Source organism: Sphingobacterium allocomposti, from assembly GCF_008124885.1.
Taxonomy (GTDB): domain Bacteria; phylum Bacteroidota; class Bacteroidia; order Sphingobacteriales; family Sphingobacteriaceae; genus Sphingobacterium; species Sphingobacterium allocomposti.
Map to the genome: position 1 here is coordinate 50,562 of NZ_VNHX01000007.1, position 23,259 is coordinate 73,820.

23 protein-coding genes are annotated in these 23,259 nt (G+C 47.4%); 3 read left to right on the top strand and 20 right to left on the bottom strand.

Annotation, left to right across the window (positions count from 1 at the left end; genetic code table 11):
• Positions 1-71 precede the first annotated feature (71 nt).
• On the bottom strand, positions 72-953 hold the full coding sequence (locus tag BC792_RS06975) for a pirin family protein (RefSeq protein WP_148908276.1): 882 nt from the start codon (positions 951-953) through the stop codon (positions 72-74).
• Between BC792_RS06975 and BC792_RS18480 the strand changes: the two genes are divergently transcribed.
• Positions 934-1,158, top strand: a complete 225-nt coding sequence (locus BC792_RS18480) for a hypothetical protein (RefSeq protein ID WP_148908277.1) — start codon at positions 934-936, stop codon at positions 1,156-1,158. The two genes, BC792_RS06975 and BC792_RS18480, sit on opposite strands and share 20 nt — an antisense overlap.
• Here BC792_RS18480 and gyrB read toward each other — a convergent pair.
• Positions 1,137-3,095, bottom strand: coding sequence for a DNA topoisomerase (ATP-hydrolyzing) subunit B (gyrB, locus tag BC792_RS06985; protein ID WP_148908278.1), 1,959 nt, complete (start codon positions 3,093-3,095; stop codon positions 1,137-1,139). The two genes, BC792_RS18480 and gyrB, sit on opposite strands and share 22 nt — an antisense overlap.
• Before the next feature lie 212 nt (positions 3,096-3,307).
• On the opposite strand from gyrB, the gene BC792_RS06990 reads away from it, so the two are divergent.
• A complete protein-coding gene (locus tag BC792_RS06990) occupies positions 3,308-3,937 on the top strand; it encodes an OmpH/Skp family outer membrane protein (RefSeq protein ID WP_148908279.1) in 630 nt (209 codons plus the stop codon).
• A gap of 169 nt (positions 3,938-4,106) precedes the next feature.
• On the opposite strand, the gene tsaB is transcribed toward BC792_RS06990, so the two are convergent.
• The 5 genes from tsaB to mscL form a co-directional block, all read right to left on the bottom strand.
• A complete protein-coding gene (gene tsaB / locus BC792_RS06995) occupies positions 4,107-4,799 on the bottom strand; it encodes a tRNA (adenosine(37)-N6)-threonylcarbamoyltransferase complex dimerization subunit type 1 TsaB (RefSeq protein ID WP_148908280.1) in 693 nt (230 codons plus the stop codon).
• Between the two features lie 5 nt (positions 4,800-4,804).
• Positions 4,805-5,059: a membrane protein insertion efficiency factor YidD gene (gene yidD / locus BC792_RS07000; RefSeq protein ID WP_148908281.1), complete on the bottom strand. Its 255-nt coding sequence runs from the start codon at positions 5,057-5,059 to the stop codon at positions 4,805-4,807.
• Positions 5,022-5,438 (bottom strand): ribonuclease P protein component, encoded by a 417-nt coding sequence (locus BC792_RS07005; RefSeq protein WP_148908282.1) that lies wholly within the window; start codon positions 5,436-5,438, stop codon positions 5,022-5,024. The genes yidD and BC792_RS07005 overlap by 38 nt, the downstream gene beginning before the upstream one ends.
• Before the next feature lie 51 nt (positions 5,439-5,489).
• Positions 5,490-5,648, bottom strand: a complete 159-nt coding sequence (rpmH, locus tag BC792_RS07010; protein WP_075991291.1) for a 50S ribosomal protein L34 — start codon at positions 5,646-5,648, stop codon at positions 5,490-5,492.
• A 181-nt stretch (positions 5,649-5,829) separates the two neighbouring features.
• A complete protein-coding gene (mscL, locus tag BC792_RS07015; protein WP_148908283.1) occupies positions 5,830-6,237 on the bottom strand; it encodes a large-conductance mechanosensitive channel protein MscL in 408 nt (135 codons plus the stop codon).
• Positions 6,238-6,481: 244 nt separating this feature from the next.
• Here mscL and BC792_RS07020 point away from each other — a divergent pair, with 244 nt between their 5' ends.
• The gene (locus BC792_RS07020; RefSeq protein WP_148908284.1) at positions 6,482-7,123 is read left to right on the top strand and encodes a response regulator; all 642 of its coding nucleotides are present in this window, start codon (positions 6,482-6,484) and stop codon (positions 7,121-7,123) included.
• A 57-nt stretch (positions 7,124-7,180) separates the two neighbouring features.
• Here BC792_RS07020 and BC792_RS07025 read toward each other — a convergent pair whose 3' ends face one another.
• The 13 genes from BC792_RS07025 to BC792_RS07085 all read right to left on the bottom strand — a co-directional run bounded on the left by BC792_RS07025 (position 7,181) and on the right by BC792_RS07085 (position 23,255).
• Positions 7,181-8,323 (bottom strand): sugar phosphate isomerase/epimerase family protein, encoded by a 1,143-nt coding sequence (locus tag BC792_RS07025; RefSeq protein WP_148908285.1) that lies wholly within the window; start codon positions 8,321-8,323, stop codon positions 7,181-7,183.
• A 193-nt stretch (positions 8,324-8,516) separates the two neighbouring features.
• Positions 8,517-8,702 carry a histone H1 gene (locus BC792_RS07030; RefSeq protein WP_148908286.1) on the bottom strand — a complete coding sequence of 62 codons (186 nt, stop codon included), beginning with the start codon at positions 8,700-8,702 and terminating at the stop codon, positions 8,517-8,519.
• A gap of 161 nt (positions 8,703-8,863) precedes the next feature.
• A complete protein-coding gene (gene ftsZ / locus BC792_RS07035) occupies positions 8,864-10,570 on the bottom strand; it encodes a cell division protein FtsZ (RefSeq protein ID WP_148908287.1) in 1,707 nt (568 codons plus the stop codon).
• A gap of 140 nt (positions 10,571-10,710) precedes the next feature.
• The gene (ftsA, locus tag BC792_RS07040; RefSeq protein WP_148908288.1) at positions 10,711-12,075 is read right to left on the bottom strand and encodes a cell division protein FtsA; all 1,365 of its coding nucleotides are present in this window, start codon (positions 12,073-12,075) and stop codon (positions 10,711-10,713) included.
• Between the two features lie 36 nt (positions 12,076-12,111).
• A complete protein-coding gene (locus tag BC792_RS07045; RefSeq protein ID WP_148908289.1) occupies positions 12,112-12,939 on the bottom strand; it encodes a cell division protein FtsQ/DivIB in 828 nt (275 codons plus the stop codon).
• The gene (murC, locus tag BC792_RS07050; RefSeq protein ID WP_148908368.1) at positions 12,932-14,287 is read right to left on the bottom strand and encodes a UDP-N-acetylmuramate--L-alanine ligase; all 1,356 of its coding nucleotides are present in this window, start codon (positions 14,285-14,287) and stop codon (positions 12,932-12,934) included. The genes BC792_RS07045 and murC overlap by 8 nt, the downstream gene beginning before the upstream one ends.
• Positions 14,287-15,387: an undecaprenyldiphospho-muramoylpentapeptide beta-N-acetylglucosaminyltransferase gene (gene murG / locus BC792_RS07055; protein ID WP_148908290.1), complete on the bottom strand. Its 1,101-nt coding sequence runs from the start codon at positions 15,385-15,387 to the stop codon at positions 14,287-14,289. The genes murC and murG overlap by 1 nt, the downstream gene beginning before the upstream one ends.
• Before the next feature lie 16 nt (positions 15,388-15,403).
• Entirely contained in the window at positions 15,404-16,597 is a 1,194-nt protein-coding gene (locus BC792_RS07060) for an FtsW/RodA/SpoVE family cell cycle protein (protein ID WP_148908369.1), read from the bottom strand.
• 19 nt (positions 16,598-16,616) lie between these two features.
• Positions 16,617-17,990 (bottom strand): UDP-N-acetylmuramoyl-L-alanine--D-glutamate ligase, encoded by a 1,374-nt coding sequence (gene murD / locus BC792_RS07065; RefSeq protein ID WP_148908291.1) that lies wholly within the window; start codon positions 17,988-17,990, stop codon positions 16,617-16,619.
• 1 nt (position 17,991) lies between these two features.
• Positions 17,992-19,236: a phospho-N-acetylmuramoyl-pentapeptide-transferase gene (gene mraY, locus BC792_RS07070; RefSeq protein ID WP_148908292.1), complete on the bottom strand. Its 1,245-nt coding sequence runs from the start codon at positions 19,234-19,236 to the stop codon at positions 17,992-17,994.
• Between the two features lie 9 nt (positions 19,237-19,245).
• On the bottom strand, positions 19,246-20,700 hold the full coding sequence (locus tag BC792_RS07075; RefSeq protein WP_148908293.1) for a UDP-N-acetylmuramoyl-L-alanyl-D-glutamate--2,6-diaminopimelate ligase: 1,455 nt from the start codon (positions 20,698-20,700) through the stop codon (positions 19,246-19,248).
• Between the two features lie 4 nt (positions 20,701-20,704).
• Entirely contained in the window at positions 20,705-22,825 is a 2,121-nt protein-coding gene (locus tag BC792_RS07080) for a penicillin-binding protein (RefSeq protein WP_148908294.1), read from the bottom strand.
• Between the two features lie 22 nt (positions 22,826-22,847).
• Complete coding sequence (locus BC792_RS07085; RefSeq protein ID WP_148908295.1) at positions 22,848-23,255, bottom strand: FtsL-like putative cell division protein; 408 nt, start codon at positions 23,253-23,255, stop codon at positions 22,848-22,850.
• Positions 23,256-23,259 lie beyond the last annotated feature (4 nt).

A 23,259-nucleotide genomic window follows, 5' to 3' on the forward strand; every position in this document is an offset into this window, starting at 1 on the left:
TTCTATTTCGCTCTCCTCAGCGATTGAAGAACTAGTTTATAGAAAACAACCGTCAGTCTATAATCTCTTCTCTACTTTAGTTTAGTTTCCGGCAGTGGGACATAACCGTCATCATGAATTACAGGAGGAAAACGGCGGTGTTGCCAATCCTCCTTTGCCCGCTCTATAGTCGCTTTGTCGGTGGCCACGAAGTTCCAATAAATATAACGTTCCTCGGGGAAAGGTTCTCCACCGAAGATATAAACGGTCGTATCCGGCCTCATCGTGAATGAACATAGATGCGCATCCTTTGTAATTAAAATTTGCTTATGCCCATACATATGTCCCTGATTCTCGATCTCGCCCTCCAGTATGTACAGCCCGCTTTCGCCGAATAGCTCAGCACCTATATCGATCACAGCTTCTGCCGAAGATTTTATTTCAATCATATACAGCGGCGAATACGTGGGGACCCCAGACTGCCGTCCGAACGCCTGTCCGGCTATCAACTTATAGGAGACGCTTTCTTCTGTCCACGCGGGTATGTCTTTCTCCTCTACGTGAAAGAACTCCGGCTCCATAAATTCCAGTTCCTTGGGCAGCGCTACCCAGATCTGCAATCCATGCAGAAACTTGTCCTGATCCCGCAGATATACCGGCGTACGCTCAGAATGGGCTACGCCTTTTCCTGCCGTCATCCAGTTAACCGCTCCGGGCTTGATCTCAATCTCGGTGCCTATGCTATCCCGGTGCATAATGGCGCCGTCAAATAGGTAGGTAAGCGTAGATAAGCCGATATGAGGATGTGGAGGGACATCGAGGTTTTCATAATCGGCCAAACATGCCGGTCCCATATGGTCAATAAAAACAAAAGGCCCTATCGAACGTTTTTGCCGAAATGGCAGCAGGCGGCCAACCAAAAAGTTGCCGATGTCTGCCGCTTTTTCTTCCTGTATGAAATCAATATTTGACATAGCGAATTCTATTAAGCCTACTACAAGTTACAAAAAAGATCCCAACCTGATTTCGGTTGGGATCTTTTTTTCCGAAGTTTCGATCTTTTCGTTGCCCGAACGTGTCCGACATACGGCGACGGTCAGCAGGCCGGATATTTCCGTAAACGACGGACTCCCTTTGCTCAACGTAAGCCGCTGGGGTTACGCATCGATCTTCGCGTAGCGGGCATTCTTCTCAATAAATTCCCTACGTGGCGCCACTTCATCGCCCATCAGCATCGAGAAGATACGGTCGCACTCTGCAGCGTTCTGGATGGTTACCTGACGCAACGTACGATGCTCAGGATCCATCGTTGTCTGCCAAAGCTGTTCCGCATTCATCTCTCCAAGACCCTTGTAACGCTGTACGCTCACCGAGTCCTCCTTGCCACCGCCTTTTAGTCTTTGTATAGCCGCGAGACGCTGGTCTTCATTCCATGCATATTCAAACTCCTTGCCTTTCTTTACCTGATAAAGCGGAGGCGTAGCGATATATACATAGCCTTTTTCAATAAGCTCTTTCATATAACGGAAATAGAATGTCAGGATCAGGGTCGCTATGTGGGAACCGTCGACATCAGCATCCGTCATGATAATAATTTTGTGGTAGCGGAGTTTCTCCAGATTAAGCGCTTTCGAGTCTTCTGCCGTACCAACACTCACGCCGAGTGCGGTAAACATATTTTTGATTTCCTCATTTTCGTAAATCTTGTGCTCCATAGCCTTTTCCACGTTGAGGATTTTACCTCTCAAAGGCATAATCGCCTGGAAACGGCGGTCGCGCCCCTGTTTAGCGGTTCCACCCGCAGAGTCTCCCTCGACAAAGAAAATCTCACATTTTTCCGGATCGTTGTCGGAGCAGTCTGCCAGCTTTCCGGGAAGTCCCGACCCGCCCATGACGGTCTTCCGCTGCACAAGCTCTCTTGCCTTGCGTGCCGCAGCACGCGCCTGCGCGGCAATAATAACCTTCTGTACGATCGCTTTTGCTTCGCGCGGGTTTTCTTCGAGGTAAACGCCCAAAATCTCGCCGACAGCGATGTCCACCGCTCCCATTACTTCGTTGTTTCCCAGCTTAGTCTTAGTCTGCCCCTCAAATTGAGGCTCCGCCACTTTCACCGATACAACCGCCGTCAGCCCTTCACGGAAATCGTCGCCCGTAATATCCACCTTTAGGTTTTTAAGCAGGCCCGATTTGTCTGCATAAGCTTTCAGCGTACGCGTCAAACCACGTCTGAACCCGGCAACATGTGTTCCGCCCTCAATTGTATTGATATTATTTACATAGGAGTGTACATTCTCCGAGTAGGTGTCGTTGTATTGCAATGCAAGCTCAACAGGAATTCCCTGCTTAATCCCTTCCACGTAGATAGGATCCGGAATTAACGGCTGACGGGTGCCGTCCAAGAATTTGACAAATTCCTGCAGCCCGCCTTCTGAATAATATTCATCAGACTTAAACGTACCGTCTTCGTTCATTTCGCGCTCGTCCGTCAGCGTTAGCCGCACGCCTTTATTTAAAAATGCCAGTTCGCGCAGACGGTTCGCCAGTGTATCGTAATTATAGACCGTAGTCATGGTAAAGATCTCCGGATCGGGATGGAATGTCACGATCGTACCTGTAATATCGCTTTCTCCAATCTCTTTAACATTGTATAGCGGCTTACCTTTCTCATACTCCTGCTGAAAAATCTTTCCCTCGCGGTGCACGACCGCAGAAAGGTGTGTCGAGAGCGCATTCACACAGGATACCCCAACGCCATGAAGCCCCCCGGATACTTTGTAGGTATCCTTATCAAACTTACCCCCCGCGTGCAGAACCGTCATGACCAGCTCTAACGCAGACTTATTTTCTTTCTTATTAATTCCTGTCGGAATTCCCCGTCCGTTATCTTTTACGGAGATTGAATTATCTTCGTGAATGGTGACTACAATATCGTTACAGTAACCGGCAACAGCTTCGTCAATCGAGTTATCAACAACCTCATATACTAAGTGATGCAAACCCTTTACACCGGTGTCACCAATGTACATGGAAGGCCTCTTACGTACAGCTTCTAACCCTTCCAACACTTGGATATTATCAGCCGAATACGTCGATGTATTCTTCTTTTCTTCGCTCATGAAATTAAATTAAAATGAGTATTGTTTAACATTCAAAAATACGATTTTTTTCGCTAAAAATCAAATAAGAGTTGCCCCTAACGACAGGAAAACTGTTCGCCGGATTTACCGTAAAACGCATTTTTTCGACAGAATTACGCAAGAACTACGAAATTTAATTTTTTTATATTAGGTTTGTTCTTTAAATAGATAAACTAGAAAACTATAGAAGAATGAATAAACTGTTTCCAACATTATCGAAAGTGTCTTTAGGGCTGGTATTAGCTGTCGCTGCTGTCTCTTGTAATCAGAACGCCAAGACAGCGGGAAATAATACCGCCTCCAGCGATTCGACATTAGCCTCCACCGCCTCTGCCCAAAAGGAAGAAAAGATTGTATACGTCAATTCCGACACGCTGTCTGAAAAATACGAATACTTTAAAGACATCAGAGCAAAGCTAGAGGCCAAGGTAAAGAAGGCACAAAGCGACCTGCAATCGAAAGGTCAGGCGTTTCAGCGTGAGGTGGCCGAATACCAACAGAAAGCTGCCACGATGAGTGCTTCCGAGCGGCAGGCAACGGAAGAAAAACTTGCCCGCAAGCAGGATGAGTTAGGACGACTGGATCAAAACGCTTCCGCTTCTATAGCGCAGGATGAATCGACAGAGTTTAATAACGTCTATAACACCATTACTGAATACCTGAAGAAACATGCCGAAGAAAACGGATATACTTTGGTATTAACGTACTCGAAGTCGAACCCTACAGTTCTTTATGTAGACAAGAAACTCGATATTACGGCACAGGTCATCGACGCACTGAATAAAGAATATAAAGAAAAGAAGGCTAAGGAGAAAAAGTAAAGCATCTCCGGGCAATCCATGCATTTCCAACAGCATGGCGTAGCCGTCAATACACATAAGAGAACACAAGGACGAGGCAATCTATCGTATCATACCGTAGGTTGCTTCGTCTTTTTTGCATCAGAGACCGGAGAAATACCAATCCCGCCGGCATACTGTTTGATCAATGCTAAGAACGTTTTTTGGGCGTGGTGGCCACAAAATCTTTTAGATAATACGGCTCAAAATAAGCAATATCCTCGAAACGCTGTTCCGTAAACCGCCGAAATGCCGGCGCCGCCATGAAAGACGCGGAATTCCGAAACAACGGATCTACGGTTACGCGAGGAGAATCCTCGAAAAGCACTTTGAACTTATCCGCCCCGCTCCCAAACAATACATAATGCTTACCGTCCGAAAAAGAGTGTTCATCGATAATCTCCGCAGCGGTTTCTCCGAGGGGGCTTCCATGATGGTCATAGGTTGCCATATACACCTCCATACGGCGGGCATCGATCATCGGCACCAGGATGGGATTTTCTTTTGGGATATTCCGGCTCCCTATATAACCATAAACCATGGCTTCTAAGGTGTTAATCGCAATGAGGGGTATCTCCAGACCATAGCAGAGACCTTTTGCTGCTGACACACCTATACGCAGCCCTGTGTAGGAACCGGGGCCCATACTCACCGCCACAGCACTAAGCGCATTCAGCGTCACGCCGGCATCAGCCGTTACTTTGCCGATAAAAGACGTGAGATGGCTGGCATGTACATTTGGTTCGTCGGCTTCAACCGCTCCCAGAACAATACCATTTTTACTCAGTGCGACAGAACATGTAGGCGTCGCAGTTTCAATATGTAGAATATAACAATCTTTCATAATTATTAAGGAACCGGATCATGTCCGTGCCCGCCCCAAGGGTGGCATCGCAATATACGTCGGATGGCCATCAGCCCTCCCTTAAATGGACCGTATTTCAGGATAGCCTCCTTACCGTATTGCGAACACGACGGCGTATACCGGCAGTTGGCCCCCAAAAAAGGCGAAATAAAAATCTGATAAAACCGGATGACCAACACAAACAGCGTCTGAAGAGGCCATTTAACGATCTTTTCCCAAATAAATTTTAGTAGTCTCATTCATCAACTTCTCCAAAGCGCCAGCCATGCCCCGATGTAACTGCTGGTACGGAATATTTCTGTCCTTACCTACATATTGGAAGGCTACCAACAAATGTAAAGAATGTTCCTGAAGAAAACGGCCGAGCCCCGACTTTTGTAAACGATAGGCTTCTCTTACACGCCGTTTGATATAATTCCTGTCGACAGCTTTCCTGAACTTTCTTTTAGAAACCGAAATTATAGATTGAACAGGCACCCGGGAGGTTGGCTCTGGAGCGATCGACAAAAAGACAACGCGGTAGGGATATATGACAAAAGAAGAACCGTTATGAAAAAGACTATCAATAAGCCTTTTGCTACATAACCGTTCTTCCTTTGAAAATGTATAATTGTTCATGGTGACCAAAAAGCCGGCTCAACAGCTTGAAGGAGTCACCGGCAACAGATACTATCCTTTGTGACGATATTCGTCTGATACAGTAAGACGTTTTCTTCCTTTAGCTCTACGAGACGCTAATACTCTTCTACCGTTAGCTGAACTCATACGCTCTCTAAAGCCGTGCTTATTTCTTCTTTTTCTCTGCGAAGGCTGAAATGTTCTTTTCATGACGCTATTATGCTTGTTTAATATTTTTAATCAATCTGTCCCCTATAAAGGGAATGCAAAAATACAGTTTCCTTAAAAAATAAACAAGTATTCTTTTAAAATTATAATAAAAAATGCTTGTTTGCCTACAGCGCTCCTCTGAGCAGAATAGACAAACAAGCAATCTCGAGCACAAAACCCGTTACTTACTCCGTAAGATATCCCGGATTTCCGCTAGCAATACTTCTTCCTTCGACGGTGCAGCAGGCGCTTCGGGCGCAGCCTCCTCCTTCCGTTTCAAAGAATTAATACCTTTGATAACAAGGAATATACAGAATGCGATAATCAAGAATTGAATGATAACATTGATAAAGTTACCGTAGTTGATAGCTACTTCCGCTGTCCCCGCTGCTTCGTTAGCTTCGGTCAAGACGTATCTCATGTTGGAAAAGTCAATACCTCCGGTCAGGTAGCCAATCGGCGGCATGATAACGTCATCCACCAATGAAGTTACAATCTTTCCAAACGCTCCGCCGATAACCACACCGACGGCTAAATCGACCACGCTCCCGCGCATCGCGAATTCTTTAAATTCTTTTAGAAAACCCATAATTCACTATTTAAAACAATCACTACAAAAATGACAATTAAACCTAAATATATTATTTTTTTTACAAAAAACAGATAAAACGATTTTTTCCATAGGTCGTCACGTCGGACCATCCGGTCCCCGTATTTGTACGGATAACAATATTTTCGTTGAATTGTTTATGACATTTCTTTGATCGACTTTTTTTATATCTTTGTTAAAAATCTATAATCTCGTTAACCTTAAAAAAATAATCCGCCCATACATGAAAAGAGTTTTAATCGCAGACGACCATAGTATTGTTCGGTTAGGTGCATCTGTAATTATCAAAGAATGTATCCACGACGCGACGGTCCTACAAGCTCAAACCTACGATGAAGTATATTCACTTGTAACGGAAGAGGCTATAGACCTGCTTCTGTTGGACATCAATATGCCGGGCGGAAATAACATCAAGGTGGTCAAAGAAATCCTAACCGTACAACCGCAGATTAAAATCCTTATCTTTTCATCTTACGAAGAAAACCTGTATGCACTACGGTACATAAACGCCGGAGCTTGCGGATATCTTAACAAAAATACCGCGATGTCTGAGCTGAAGAATGCCATCCAAAGCATCTTAACACGGGGAAAGTACATGTCTGAAGCGGTAAAGGAACTTTACGTACAAAAGCTAACGACAAGCAAATCTTCCTTCGACGAGAGCAATCCGCTTCACAAACTATCCAATAGAGAGATGGACGTCGCAAAACTCCTTATAAAAGGACTAAGCATCCAGGAAGTAGCGACGTTAATGGATCTCAGCTCGTCCACTGTGAGCACCTATAAAAGCCGCGTATTCGAGAAACTGGGCGTCAACAACCTACCTGACCTTATCCAGTTATATCAACTACATAGTGAAGAGTGACAAGAGCTAATACATAAGCTCTTCGCCCCCTTCACCCCTTGCTATAAGCCGCGCCCGCTACACCAATTGCTCCATGGTTACTTCAGGAATATCCTGAACCGACGGGTGCCGCAATTCATGACTAGGCTTATACGCATATCCCCTTTCCACGTCAAGTTCCCATAGTAACGGCGATAAAAACCGTATACAATTTGCAAACCCCTGCGTCGTAGCTGCCAAGTTGCCCGTATCTTTTGAATTTCGGGCTTCGTTTTCAATTTCAAACGGACCATCGAATCCCCTGCTATGCAACACGTCAATAAACCTATTCCAGTCCATGTTGTCTGTACCGCCGAATCCCGGCAGCATCGCTTCGTAATGATGCCGATCCCAGTCGTGTTTGGGTATATCCACGCCGGCATGTTCGGCCAGCTGCGCATCCACATGCTGCATAGGGTACATACCTCCCCACTCTATACGCGCCTTCGTTGATAAGTTCCGTGTGGTTTTTACATGAATTCGCTTTAACCGGTTAATATCCATCTGCTTCATGACTTCAACAGGATCTGTATTTTGCCAGATATCGTGCGACGGATCATAAATTTCGCCATGAGCAGGGCTCGGTATCAGCGCGTACATCAACTTCCGCGCAGCCAGAACAGCGGGCAGATTGTTGTACGTAGATGTATAACGGGAGGATCGCCAGCCTTCCATCGGGCAATTTTCGTAAACAATTGTCACCCCCAGATCTTCAGCATAACGCACAATCGGCTCAAATACCCGCTTATACTCTTCCAGATTTTTCTGAAAACCATCCAGTTCATTACCCAGCTCATGATTATAACCCACGAAAGTGCCCACTTTCACATCGTTGGTGTCGCCACCCAATAAGTGTGCTATACGAATAAGACGCAAGAGATGATTCTGGTTCTTAACCCGCTCAGCCGGATCGCCGCCGATCATATTTTCGAAAGCACCCACCGATAGCTTAAGTCCATTCGCGTTAAATTTATCGATCAGGCGCTTACCATCGTCTACAGAAAATCCTTCGTAAGAAAGGTGGGTTGCAGTATGGTCTTCTCTGGTACCGTCTTTCCTAAACACACATAGATCAATTCCCTGAGCTCCTACTGATGTCGACGTCGCAATCAGCTCGTCCAACGACAGCTTGTCGTAGGCAGAACTCATTATCCATATCGGATTATTTAGTTTTACTGACATATATTAACGGATTGTTTTCTTCGTAAACATAGCTAATTTAGCAGGTTTCTGCAAACGATCCGGCGGGCCGCTGGGGGTGTCAAAAGAAACAGCTAGCTTACGTCTACCCGCTGGGCCCGAGGTAGCAAACAGCACAATCAGCCACAAAAAAAGCCCTTCTCGGGCTAATTTCTGTACGTTCTGCAGAACACATTTATTTTTTATTTTTCAGTTCCTGTATGTTTAAACGCAGCTCCTGAGATAAATTCTTAATATCCTGCAACCCCTTCCGGACACGCGTTCCGGCGGCACTGTTCCCCTTCGTAAAGAATTTGTCGGCATCGGTTTCCAATCCATCTACGAGCGCCTTAAGCTCCTGAAACTTGTCAAAATTAGCCATAATTGAAGTGATTTAAGTTTTATAATTTATTAATATCCAATCACTCATAAAATTAGCATTCTTTGTCAAGAAAAAAAACTTTTATAAAAAAAGACAGCTTTTGCTGTCTTTTTTTATAAAATCCTGCTCTTTCATGGTTACACACCATGAACGGATTAAGATCAATCGACGTTGTCGTGTAAAAAAGAGTTATTAGGGCGGATTTCGGTCTCTCCATCATCGAAGGACAATGTAAATCTCGAAACCTGCGACTGCGATGAATGCGGCACATCCTCTAAGGACTTCTGACGTCTTTTATAAGCCGGCTCATTCTCCAGCTCCTGAAGACCATTGCTAGACTTCAGCTTCATACTCAACTCTTTCAAGCGCAAGATACGCTCTTTGGTCTTCATCAGTTGGTCTTCAAAATCTATTTCCTTCGGTTCAGCAGCAAACTCTGCGTTAACCGTTTCCCCCATATCCTTGGACTCGACACTTGCCGTACTCGGAGCCTCCTCCTTTTTATCCTCGTAAGCATCAAAAACAGACGGAAGCTTGAATTCAAACATAGACGGCGACGTCTTCAGCTCAAATCCGCCCACATTTTCCTGCGTCTCTGCCTGCTCCGGCTCATCAAAGCTTAACGTATGCCGGATAACCTGAGGCTCCTCGCTTTTCGTTACTGCCGAGTGAATAGGCTTGGGCGACGTAAATAAATCCACCTGAGGCGTTGACGATACAGTCGGCGACGCGATTACTGTATTCTGCACCGGTTTAATATACGTCGGCGCAGCAGCCGGCGTAGACGGTTCCTGTGTAGCTACGAACTGATTTTGAACGACAGGCTTCACAAATTGATTGGCAACAGGCTCGGGAGTTAAAGGGAGGGCGATTTTTTCTTTTTCCTTTTCTTTCACGCGCTCCTCCGCTGTCTGAAAACCGGTGGCAATGATGGTTACAGACAACTCGTCTTCTAATTTTTCGTCGATACAGTTACCCCAGATAAGGTCGGCAGACAATCCGGCTTTTTCCTGAATATAATCAGTAACAATAGCTACCTCGTCCATCGTAACCTCCTTCTTGCCCGAGGTAATATTTAATAGAATGTAACGTGCACCTTCAATTTCGTTGTCCTTCAACAACGGCGACGCCAACGCTCCTGTCACGGCCTCGATAGCACGGTTATCGCCTTTGGCAACAGCGTTACCCATGATCGCGACCCCGCTGTCGTTCATCACGGTACGAACGTCTTTAAAATCCACGTTTACATATCCGGGGATCGTAATGATTTCAGCAATACCTTTGGCGGCGGTCGTCAAAATATCATCTGCTTTTGCAAAAGCAGCAGTCATTGTCAGATTACCAAATATCTCGCGCAATCGGTCGTTTGAAATTACGAGGTAAGAATCTACATACTTACGTAACTCTTCAAGGCCTTCTTCCGCCTGCGAGCGTCGACGCTTACCTTCGAAAGTAAATGGAGTTGTAACGATAGCCACGGTTAAGATACCCAGTTCCTTCGCCGCCTTAGCCAGCACAGGACTGGCTCCCGTACCGGTACCACCACCCATTCCCGCTGTAATGAACAACATCTTGGTGTTCGTACCTAACATACGCTTGATGTCTTCAATACTTTCAATAGCCGAATTCTCGCCAACGTCAGGATCTGCTCCGGCGCCCATTCCTTCCGTCAAACTCACCCCTAACTGTACCTTGTTCGGAATAGGACTCAACTCTAACGCTTGTGCATCTGTGTTACAAACGATGAAATCTACCCCGCTAATTCCTTGCTTGTACATGTGGTTTACGGCATTGCCACCGCCTCCACCTACTCCAATAACCTTAATTATTGAAGATTGCTCCTTTAACATTTCAAATTGTATCGACATAAAATAACCCTATTTAACTGTTGCTAAACCACTTAGAAAATCCCCATTAGGTTCAACAATTCAAATGTAATAATACCAAAAACTCAACAAGAGTTTTCCACATTTGTTAGAATGTGGAAAATTTAAACATTGTGGAAAACTTACTTCTTCCCGATAAACGTATCGTCGTCAATTCCGGCGTCGTCCCGGATAAAATCGGAGAGAATTTTAGTAAACCAGCTCTCTTTTTTCCGCTTCTCTTCCGCAATTTCTGTCACTTTCTCCTTCGTCATCTTCTTCGAAACAACTTCCTGCTGCGTCGCCTCGTCGTCTTCAATAGCCTGCACTCCCTTTATTAATAATCCAATCGACGTCGCATACATCGGGCTCTTCAGCTCTTCCAGTGCCTGCCGGTTTAACATTTCCGTTTTTGCAAGATACTCGTTCGGATAACCGATGCGGCAACCTATACCGGTAATATACTCAACAAGCTGAACCAGATGCTTTAACTGCGCTCCTCCTCCGGTGATCACAATACCAGCGATAAGCTTATCCTCGTATCCGGACGATTTAATTTCGTAATACACATGCTCTATGATCTCCTCCATACGGGCCTGAATAATGTACGCGAGATTCTTTACCGATATCTCTTTCGCCTCACGGCCACGGATACCGGGGACACAGATCACCTCATTATCCTTGTTTTCATCGGCCAATGCCGAACCATACCGTACTTTTAATTGCTCCGCCTGATTACGTAATACAGAACAGCCTTGTTTAATATCTTCCGTCACGATGTTTCCACCTAGCGGGATAACAGCCGTGTGCCGTATAATACCTTCGTGAAAAATAGCAACGTCTGTGGTACCGCCACCGATGTCTACCAAGACGACACCAGCAGTTTTTTCCTCTTCATCTAACACAGCCTCAGATGATGCTAGAGGTTCCAAAACCAAAGACGACACTTCAAGATCTGCGTTATCTACGCAGCGTTTGATATTGCGGATATCGGTTACACGCCCCGAAATAATATGGAAGTTAGCCTCCACACGGCGACCCGCCATACCGATAGGTTCTTTAATACCGGGCTCGTTGTCAATCGTAAATTCCTGCGGCAGCACATGGATGATCTCCTCTCCCGGAGGAAGCACGAGCTTGTACATGTCCGAAATCAGCTGTTCGACATCCAGCCTGCCCACCTCATCGTAATCACGCTTAGTCAATATACCGCGGTGCTGAATACTTTTTATGTGCTGACCGGCAATCCCGACGTTGACGACTTTGATATCTACATTCGATTGCGATTCAGCAATGGAAACCGCCTCCCGGATGCTGCTTACTGTCTTTTGAATATTCGCAACGACGCCGCGGTTCACACCCGAAGATTCTGCTTTACCTACACCCAACAGTTCAATCTTATTCGTACCGCTCCGACGACCGACTGTTACACAAATCTTTGTTGTACCGATATCCAATCCCACAATAATTGGATTCTCTTTTTCATTTTCTGCTAATCTTGGTTTCATATGCTGTGTATTTATTGCTGTATATTACTGTATTACTTAATTCATTTTCATATTCATCTGTAAGCTATCGAGCAGCCATCCCTCTTTGCGCTCACAGATAATCTGGTCGTCGTATTTTACATTTACCTTTTGATATGCCTCCGTCCCCACCTTAGGCAGAATATTCTTGTAAAACACGACTAATCTTTCCAACTTCTCCCCAAGCTTGTCTGCGTTGCCCAAGATCAGCTCCTGTGACCCTACACGTGGAACGATCTCAATGTCCCGATTGCTGTTCACATAAAGCTGCACGATCTGGTTGCTCCATAAAGGATCACCCTTAACGTGCTCCACGATTTTCATCAAGTCCTTTACAAGCTTCGTCTGCACCGTATCGAGCGCGTTCTGGTATCCCTCCGCGATATTGCCGTTCGCTATCAGAACGTGCGGCACATATTTTAACGTGACGGGCACCTTTGCTCCCTTTGTATCTATGTAATATTCCTGCCCTACTTTATTTATGACCCGCAAGATCACTTCACGTTGCTGAACTGACACCTGCAGTACACCATCCATGTCGGCGTATATCTCCGCTGCCGCAACATACGGCAGTTCCAGCAACGCCTTTTCTATCTTATCAATGGGGATGTCTTTCAGCGGCTTTCCTACCACCCGTCCGAATTTCGCCTTTACCAGATCCGAAATGTCGTGCTGGTCGATGAAGGCTTCCTTGCCTTGGATCATCACTTTCATGGATACGCATGCCTGCGTCACATCTTTCTTCTTCACGAGGCTCATTAACATACCCACACCGGCCAGCGCCACCAACCCCAGGCATACGTAGCCGACAATATTCCACGGTATGTTACGAATCGCTTTAAGCATGCTCCATGATCTCTTTAAGCGGTTTAACCAACCTATCAATATCTCCGGCGCCAACGGTAACTACCAGCTCCGGACGCTCTGACCGGACAATTTCCAGCACTTCCTCCGGAGAAACCAAGCGTTTCTTGGCCAGCTTTACCTTCTCTAACAACCATGCCGACGTCACGCCGTCAATTGGCAGCTCCCGGGCAGGGTAAATATCCATTAGCAACAACTCGTCTGCAAACGCCAGCACCTCGGCAAAGCCGTCCACAAAATCGCGTGTCCGGCTGAAGAGATGCGGCTGGAAGACGACCGTCAACTTCTTTGCTGGATACAGCTTCCGCATAGACGTCAGGAATGCACGCAACTCCTCAGGGTGGTGTGCGTAGTCGTCAATATAGATGGCATCCGGTTTCTTCACGATATACTCAAACCGCCGTTTAGCGCCGCGGAAGGAAGACAGCGCAGCCTTGATTTTCGAAGGCTCAATACCAAGCTTTAACGCCACGGTCACCGATGCTATAGCATTCTCCACGTTGTGTAACCCCGGGATCCCGAGATGTATCGACGGGATCACCACGTCAGCAGAAACATAATCGAAGTAGAACGCTCCGTTTACAATCTCGATATTCCGGGCATACGCGTCCGACTCTTCTTCTAAGGCATAGCTTACGGTACCACCGAACGGAAGCCCCTTTTTCACGATGGATACGCCTCCTTCTACCAACCGTCCTAGAAACAGCTGAAAGGATTCGACCAGATGGGTGGCATCCCCATAGATATCCAGATGATCCGCATCTGCCGATGTGACCACCGCAATATTGGGATGCAACGTCAAGAAAGACCGATCGTACTCATCCGCCTCAACGACGACAACATTACTTTCGCCGTAAAGGACATTACTCTGATAGTTGGCGCTTATTCCGCCCAGAAAAGCCGAACAGTCGAAACCGGAGTCCTTTAAGATGTGCGCTATCATCGTCGACGTCGTCGTCTTTCCATGCGTACCGGCAACAGCGATGGTAAATCTACTGTCGCTGATGATCCCGAGCACTTCAGAACGTTTAAACAGCTTATTTCCTTTTTCCAATAGAAAATTTTTCAATGCCAGATCTTTTGGAACCGCAGGTGTAAAAATAAGCAAGGTCTCCGCCGAAGGTTCCTGATACTCCGCGGGCAGCAAAGCCACGTCATCCTGGTAGATGACATCAATGCCCTCATTGACCAGCGCCTGCGTCAAATCGGTCTCGGTTTTGTCGTACCCTTTTACCTCGCAGCCCAAGTGCTTAAAATAGCGAGCCAGCCCACTCATTCCTATCCCGCCGATCCCAAGCAGGTAAACCCTCTTTATATGATCCAGATTCATCATCTATTAATTAACTTCAACACCTCTTTTGCAATCACCTCATCGGCATCCAGCATCGCCAGCGACTTGATCTGCGTGCCCAACTCTAAACACCGGCTTTCGTCAGCCAACAGGTCCAGCACCGTATCCACCAGCGTCGTGCGGGCACTTGTATCCGTCACCAGAACGGCCGCCCGCTTGGCAACCAGCGCCTGCGCGTTTTTTGTCTGGTGGTCTTCTGCCACATTGGGCGAAGGCACCAGCACAACAGGCTTTCCTACCGCACACAACTCCGATATCGTCCCTGCACCGGCCCTGGAGATCACCAGATCTGCAGCAGCATATGCGTAGTCCATACGTTGCAGAAACGGCAACAACACTACATTTTCTCCGAGTCTGCCATCCAAAGCCTGCTGCAGCCCCTCATAATAGTAGTTGCCACATTGCCAGATAACCTGAATATCTCGTTTCGAAAATTTTTCAAGCCCTTCCAGTATGCAGTCGTTTAGTGTCTTGGCCCCCAGGCTTCCTCCAGTTACCAGAATGGTCTTCTTCCCCTCCTTCAATCCAAACGATGCCAAAGCTTCCCGCTCGCGGCCAGCTATCTCCACCGAAGACCGCCGGATAGGATTTCCTGTCAGCAACAACCGTTCCTTTGGAAAGAACTTATCCATCCCTTCATACGCCACACATATTTTCTTCGCTTTCCTTCCGAGGCGTTTGTTCGTTACACCGGCGTAGGAATTCTGCTCCTGTATCAAGGTTGGAATACCCATGCCGGCTGCCATCATCAATAGCGGCCCCGATGCATAGCCCCCTACTCCAACAGCCACGTCAGCGCGGAAGCTGCGGATAACACGCCGGGCTTTTAACAGGCTCCCCAACATCTTGATGGGAAGAGACAGATTTTTCATCAGAGATTTCCTGTTTATGCCCTGGATGTCTAAGCCGATGATCTCGTACCCCGCCGCAGGAACCCGATCCATCTCCATCCGTCCCTTGGCACCAACAAACAGAATTTCAATATCGGGCTCCAAACGGCGCAATGCATTTGCAATCGCAATCGCAGGAAAGATATGCCCTCCTGTTCCACCTCCACTGATGATGACCCGATGTGCCATGACTGTACCTCTTTCTTTATATAGTTCCGACCACTACCTTATTAGGCTTTGGCCCTTCGTTTAACTCTTCTTTACCTTTCAGTTCCTCTATGTTTCTGCTAACACTGAGAATAATCCCCAGCGCGACACTCGTAAACAAAATCGACGTCCCTCCCATACTGACCAGGGGCAGCGGAACGCCCGTCACCGGCCCCAGTCCGACGGCTACCGCCATGTTGGCCAGCGCCTGAATCGTCAGGCTAAAGCCCAGTCCGGCAGCGAGGAAGGCACCAAATGCCCGCGGGCTCAATGTCACGATACGTATACACCGGTACATCAACGCGATATACAGGAACAACAGTATCGCGCCTCCAACGGTGCCGTACTCCTCGATAATAATCGCGAAAATAAAATCGGAGTACGGGTGCGGCAACAAGTTACGTCCCACACTATTTCCGGCGCCCTTTCCAAATAGCTCGCCGGAAGCTATCGTCATTTTTGCCAGATTGGCCTGATAGTTTTTGTCTTCCTGAAACGGAACGTCGGCAGCCCCCGGTTCCTCCGTACGGAAAAAACCCTCAATGCGGCTCAGATAGGTCGCCCGCCGCGGACCAATTAAAATAACCAGTGCCAGAAGGAAGCCCCCACCCACACACACAATAGCTATCTGCTTAAAACTTATCCTCCCAATCAGCAACAGCAAGACACTTGTTCCGAACAACATCAATGCGGTAGACAAATTGGCCCAGGCAATCAAGATAAAAACGAGACATACCGCCCCCATGATTGGTACGAAAGACTTTTTAACATCTTTAATATCTTCCTGTTTACGCGACAGCATTCTAGCCAAAAAGGTAATTAGCGCCAGTTTGGCTAAATCGGACGTCTGAAAGGTCTGGTTGATGACCGGAATGGTCACCCACCGGCTGGCATCGTTAACCTTGTTACCGCCGATCAGCGTGAACAGCAATAACGGGATCGTAATAATCATCAGCAATTTCGATATTCCTGCGTAGTAACGATAATCCAGTTTATGCGAAAGATACATTAACACGATGCCGATAGCTATGATGGAGAAATGCTTAAATAAATACAATTCCGTGCCCTTTCCTTCCTTATATGCCAACGTTCCTACCGAACTGTAAACGGCAAGCAACGACCAGCCGGATAGGATGATCACTATGATCCAAATCCACTTGTCTCCCCTTAATTTACTAAAAATCTGATCCATCATGGGTTCCCTCCTTGTATTATAACGCCATCACCGCCTCTTTAAATTTGTCGCCACGTTCTTCATAATTTCTAAACCAATCGAAACTTGCACAGGCCGGAGACAACAGCACAGTATCGCCTTTTTTTGCCAGGTGCGACGCCATCTCAACGGCCTCCTGCATAGACGAGCTGTTGACAATGACATCTGTATCCTCTTCGAACGACTCGTGAATACGAACCGTATCTTTACCGATACACACGATCGCTTTGACCTTGGCCTTCACAAGATCGCGCAGCATTTCATAGTCATTCCCTTTGTCCACTCCGCCCATGATCAGGATGATATCAGGCGAAAAGCTCTCCAAAGCATACCAAACCGAATTGACGTTCGTCGCTTTCGAATCGTTGATATAATTAACACCACCAATACAGGCCACATGTTCCAAACGGTGGGCAATATTGACGTACGACCCCATACTCTCCTTCATGGTCTGGTTACGCAATTCCTGAGCCTTTGCTATTAAGCCCGATGCCATATTGTTGTACACATTGTGTTTGCCCTGTAACGATAACTCTTCAATATTCATCGTAAATGTTTCTTTATTAGGTATGTTAATTACTATATTTCTATTACTATCCAGATAAGCTCCCGCCGCGACTTCATCTTGCTGTGAAAATGGCAGATGTAAAGCCTTCGTCGCAAACCGTTCCAGTCCTTTAGCCGTCTCCGGATCGTCCGCACAATAGATGAAGTAGTCGTTCTCCGTCTGATTTTGTATGATACGGAACTTAGACGCCACATACGCTTCCATACTGTGGTTATAGCGGTCCAGATGATCGGGCGTTATGTTCAGAATCACCGCAATGTCTGCACGGAACCGGTACATGTCGTCCAACATAAAACTTGATATCTCCAACACGTATACATCGAAATCCGAACGGGCAACCTGCCGCGCAAAGCTCTTCCCGATATTGCCTGCAAGCCCCACGTTTACGCCCCCCTGCTTCAACATGTAGTAGGTCAACATCGTCGTTGTCGACTTCCCGTTTGACCCCGTGATACAATACAGCCTGGCTTCCGTGTATTGAGCGGCGAACTCGATTTCCGAGATGACCGGTATTCCCATTTTTTTCAGCTGCTGCACCAGCGGAGCCTGTTCCGGAATTCCCGGACTCTTCACAACGATATCGGCCTTCAGGATTTTCGACTCCGTATGTTGCAGCTCCTCAAACACAATACCTTCGCTCTCCAGCTCCTTCCGGTAGCTCTCCCCAATGGCACCACGATCGGAAACAAACACCTCGAAGCCCTTTTCCTTACCCAGGACAGCAGCACCCACGCCGCTCTCTCCGGCGCCCAGAACAACAAGCAAACCTTGTTGAGGATAATATGTATGTGCTATATTGGGCATCTTATCGGGTTTTTAATGTTACAATCGTTACGATAGCCAGTATGATAGACACGATAAAAAACCGCATGACGATCTTTGACTCGTGATATCCTTTCTTCTGATAATGGTGATGCAGCGGCGACATCAGAAATATACGGCGGCCTTCACCGTACTTTTTCTTTGTATACTTAAAGTACGAGACCTGCATGATCACCGACAGGTTCTCCAGTAGAAAAATACCGCACAGCACCGGAATCAATAGTTCTTTCCGGATAAGAATGGCAAATGCGGCGATGATCCCTCCGATAGCTAAGCTCCCCGTATCGCCCATGAACACCTGGGCCGGATACGCATTGTACCACAGGAAGCCGGTGCACGCCCCGACAAAAGCCCCCGCAAATATGACAAGCTCGCCCGAGTTGGGGATATACATGATATTCAGATAGTCGGAAAAGATCACGTTACCCGAGACATATGCCAGGATGGCCAGCGTGATACCGATGATAGCTGACGTTCCCGTCGCCAGGCCGTCTATTCCATCCGTAATATTCGCACCATTGGAAACAGCAGTAACGATAAAGACGACAACTACCAGAAACACCAGAAAAGTAACGAGGTTTCCGTTTAAGCCAAACATACTCAACACCTTCGCATAATCAAACTCGTTGTTTTTATAGAAAGGAATATTGGTTTTCGTCGACTTTACATTTTCTGCATAATACCGTTCTCCCGTCTGCGTATCCGTCATTATTTGTACTGCCTTTGTCGATGTTGGATTTTTCACTTCCTGGCGAACAACAATATCAGGGTGAAAATACATCGTAATCGCAATCAGTGTCCCAAGCCCAACCTGGCCTATCACCTTAAACCTGCCCGCCAGGCCTTCCTTATTTTTTTTAAAAACCTTAATATAATCATCTAAAAAGCCGATAGCGCCCATCCAGATCGTTGTTACGATAAGAACAATGACATATATATTCTCCAGCTTGGCAAACAAAAGCGTAGGAATAAGTATGCCGGCAATAATAATTAGCCCGCCCATCGTCGGCGTCCCCGCCTTCTGTTTTTCTCCGGCCAACCCCAGATCTCTTACCGTTTCGCCAACCTGTTTGTTATGCAGTGCCCGGATCAGACGGCTACCATAGACCGTCGTGATGATTAACGAAACAATGACAGCCATTGCCGTTCTGAAGGAGATATACTGAAACAACCCTGCCCCCGGAATGTGCACGTAGTCTTGTAGCCAGTCAAATAGATAATATAACATTCGTTCTTTTTATTGTTCGTTAAAAGTCTGCTCCAGTACCTCCCTATCGTCAAAGTGATGTCGGACACCATTTATTTCCTGATATTTTTCGTGTCCCTTTCCGGCAACCAAAACAATGTCTCCCGGCTGCGCGAGATGACAGGCCGCCCGGATCGCTTCCCGTCTCTCAGCGATCGTAAATACGTTCTTTTTATCCTTAGCGTCCACACCGGCTTCCATATCGCGGATGATCGCCATCGGATCCTCGGTCCTGGGATTATCGGATGTGATAATCACTTTATCGCTTAACCGGACAGCCACGGCAGCCATTTCAGGCCGCTTCGTCTTATCGCGGTCTCCACCGCACCCTAACACGGTGATGATCTGCTGCTGCCCGCTCCGCAGGTCGCGGATAGTCGACAGCACATTTTCAACGGCATCCGGCGTATGTGCGTAATCGACCACCCCCAAAACACCGTCCTTGCTACGCAACACTTCAAACCGGCCATCAGCACCTGTTATTGCACTCATCGCCGTTAAAACTTTCATGGTCTCCTGCTCCAGTAAAATCGCAGCACCGTATACGGCCAGCATATTGTACGCATTGAAGCCACCCACCAGCTTTACCCAGACATCATGCCCGTCGACATGCAACAGCATGCCATCAAAGTGGCTCTCCACGACCTTTGCCTTGAAGTCGGCCATATTCTTCAAGCCGTAGGTCTTTTTATGGGCAAACGTATTTTGCAACATAACCGCACCATTTTTGTCGTCCGCATTCGTCAGGGCAAATGCAAAGCGGTCTAAATCGTCGAAAAACTTCTTTTTGGCCTTTATATAATTATCGAATGTACCATGGAAATCCAAATGATCATGCGTGATATTCGTGAAGATACCACCTGCGAACCGCAGTCCTGCAATGCGTTGCTGCACAACAGCATGCGAGCTGACTTCCATAAAACAATAGTCGCACCCATCGTCTACCATCTCGCGGAGCAGGCTGTTCAATGCGATAGGGTCAGGCGTCGTATGCGTAGCCGGAAGCACTCTGCCACCGATCTTATTCTGAACAGTCGAGATCAGCCCCACATGGTATCCCAGATTTTCAAAAAGGTTAAAAAGCAACGTCGCGATCGTCGTCTTACCGTTGGTACCTGTAACGCCGACCAGCTTTAGGTCTTTCGACGGATCCCCGTAAAAATTTGTAGCTAAAAGCCCTAGCACATACGAGGTGTCGTCGACGAGGACATATGTCACGCCTGTGTCGGTAGTTTCAGGCAGCACCTCGACCACCACCACGGCAGCTCCCTGCGATATAGCCGTATCCAGGTACAGGTGCCCATCCGTATGAACGCCACGGACCGCCACAAATAAGCTATCCTGCGCCACCTTGCGCGAATCGAAACATATAGACAGCACATCAACATCGAGTTCACCCTCAAGTTGCTGCACCGGAATTGCATGTAATAATTCTTTTAGCTTCATATCTCTAATTCAGCGCCAGGATAATTGGCGTTCCCACTTTTAATTTAGTTCCCGCGACCAGTGATTGGCTGACCACCTTCCCGTAGCCCGAAACCCTGGTCTTGAAACCTGCATTCTCCATCGTGAACACAGCATCTGAAAGGCCCATCCCTATCACATTGGGAACGACACCTTCTTTCACCTGCACTTCAACAAAAGGCCCCTGCTTTGCCGAGGAATCTGTCGCCTGCGCGAGCATATTCCAATTGGTAGGGTTAAACCCTAAAGCCCGGTATACGGCTTCCGAAGCCTCCTTGGATCCATTCAACGTAAGCGGCACCTTGGCACCCGACACATTCACTTTCCGGCTTGCCAACGTACCGTGCAGTGAGAGGTCGTTTGCATAAACCATATCCGCGAGCTCTTTGAATACCGGTCCGGCAATCGCCCCGCCGTAATAGCCTTTACGCGGGTTGCGGATCACGACAATCATCGAATATTTTGGGTTCTCCGCGGGGAAATAACCCGCAAACGACGATTGATAACGACGGGCCCCATAACCTCTGGCGCCGTCATTCATCTGCGCCGTTCCGGTCTTACCGGCCGAAGTATACAAGGGCGAACGCAAACGCTTTCCTGTCCCTTCAATCATAACCCCTTCCAACATTTTCTTAGCCTTGCGGATAGCCTCCGCCGAAGCTATCTGCTTATTGATAACTTTAGCCTCAAACTTTTCCACTGTATTCCCCAGATGCCTGATCTCCTTTACAAAAAGCGGCGCAACAAGCTTACCATCGTTGGCCACGGCGTTATAAAACGCCAACATCTGCAGCGGCGTCAGCCGAAGCTCATACCCGTACGCCATCTGCACCAAAGAGAGCTTGCTCCACGTCCGGCTTTCGGGCGTTTTCACCCAGGGCTTCACCTCTCCGGGAATCTGTAGCCCCAAAGCCTGGCCCAATCCAAATTGATGGAGTTTCGATGTGTACCTCGCCGGCTTGTCCCCATAGTGCATATTCACAAGCTTAGCAATACCAACGTTCGACGACTCCTCAAACGCCTCCTTAACCGTCACTATCGACTTTTTAGGCGCATGCGAATCCTTAATGGTATGCGAGGGCACCTTATACGTACCATTGCCGATATCAACTGTCGTCGACGTATCCACTAACTTATCATCCAGCAGCGCAAGATAACTGGCAAGCTTAAACGTCGAACCCGGGTCGGCACCCTGCGCTATCGCATAGTTATACTTCTCCCGGAAAACACCTTCGCTATCCCGGGTAAAGTTTGCTATTGCCCGAACCTCGCCCGTTTTCACTTCCATTAAAATGACGCAGCCATTATCCGCATCACTCGCTATCAGCTGCTTCTCTAACGCGCGCTGAGCCATATCCTGCATGTTCACGTCCAGCGTCGAGATGATATCCGACCCATCCACAGGAGCAACCTCTACCTCGCGGTTTACAGGCACCCACACACCACCGGCAATCCGCTGCATCATCTGCGAACCGCTCGTTCCGTCTATATAAGATCCATAGGCACCTTCCAATCCCACCAGAACCGTGTCCCCTTTCGTATTTTTATAACCTATCGTTCTTGCCGCCAGATTCGTGAATGGCAATATGCGTTTATTCTCGCGCACCGTCACCAAGCTGGTAGGATATCGCTTTTTTCCTTCCTTAAAAGAATGGAACAAAGGAAACGTTTTGATCAGCTTCAGATCCTGATGCGAAACATTCCGTTTTATCAAAACATACCGTTGACGCTTTGCACGTGCATTCTTTAACATGACCAGGTATTGCCTCGTCGACTTATCTTTGAAGTGGGCAGCTAGATGATTGGCCAACGAATCCACTTTGGAGTTAAACACGTCGTCCGCCTCCACAGGAATAGACATCGCGTCGAAACGCAACTCATACTCCGGCACCGAAGTCGCCAGCAGGCTTCCGTCGTTTGAATATATATTCCCCCGCGCCGCCTCGATCACACGCTCGCGGATTGTCAGACTATCCACCATCGCCCGCCACTCGCCACCATCCACGTACTGCAGGTGCAACAGCTTACCAAAAACCAACAATGCCCCAAACACCATTAGCCCGAACGCTAGGTACACCCGTATAAGTATAGACTTCCTAATATTCATATGCTATGTGTTTATTCGCACATCAATCCTCTTGTTTAACTACCTCAACCTTAATCGGAGGCTCCGTACGCTCCTTCAAACCCAATGTGTCCGCGCGTTTAGCTATCTCCGTCTGCGTAGTAAGCTTCATCAACTCGGCCGAAAGCGATTTATAATCCCAACTCAATTCTTTGACATCACGCCCCAGCCGGTCAATATCCCGCACTGTCCTTTCCGCCAGATGCCTATTGGAAATATACAACAGCCCCAGCAGCGCTATAAAAGCCGCAAAAGGAAGATTCCGTGCCACCAGATAACTTGACAACCGCCGCCCGGAAAAAAATGAACGCAAAAAGTGCTGAGTCTCCTCAACCTTCTCCTCCACCGATTCATTCATCTTTTCCTGAATCTCCTCGCTTAACTCCTTATTTTTAATCGTATTTCTCGACATCACT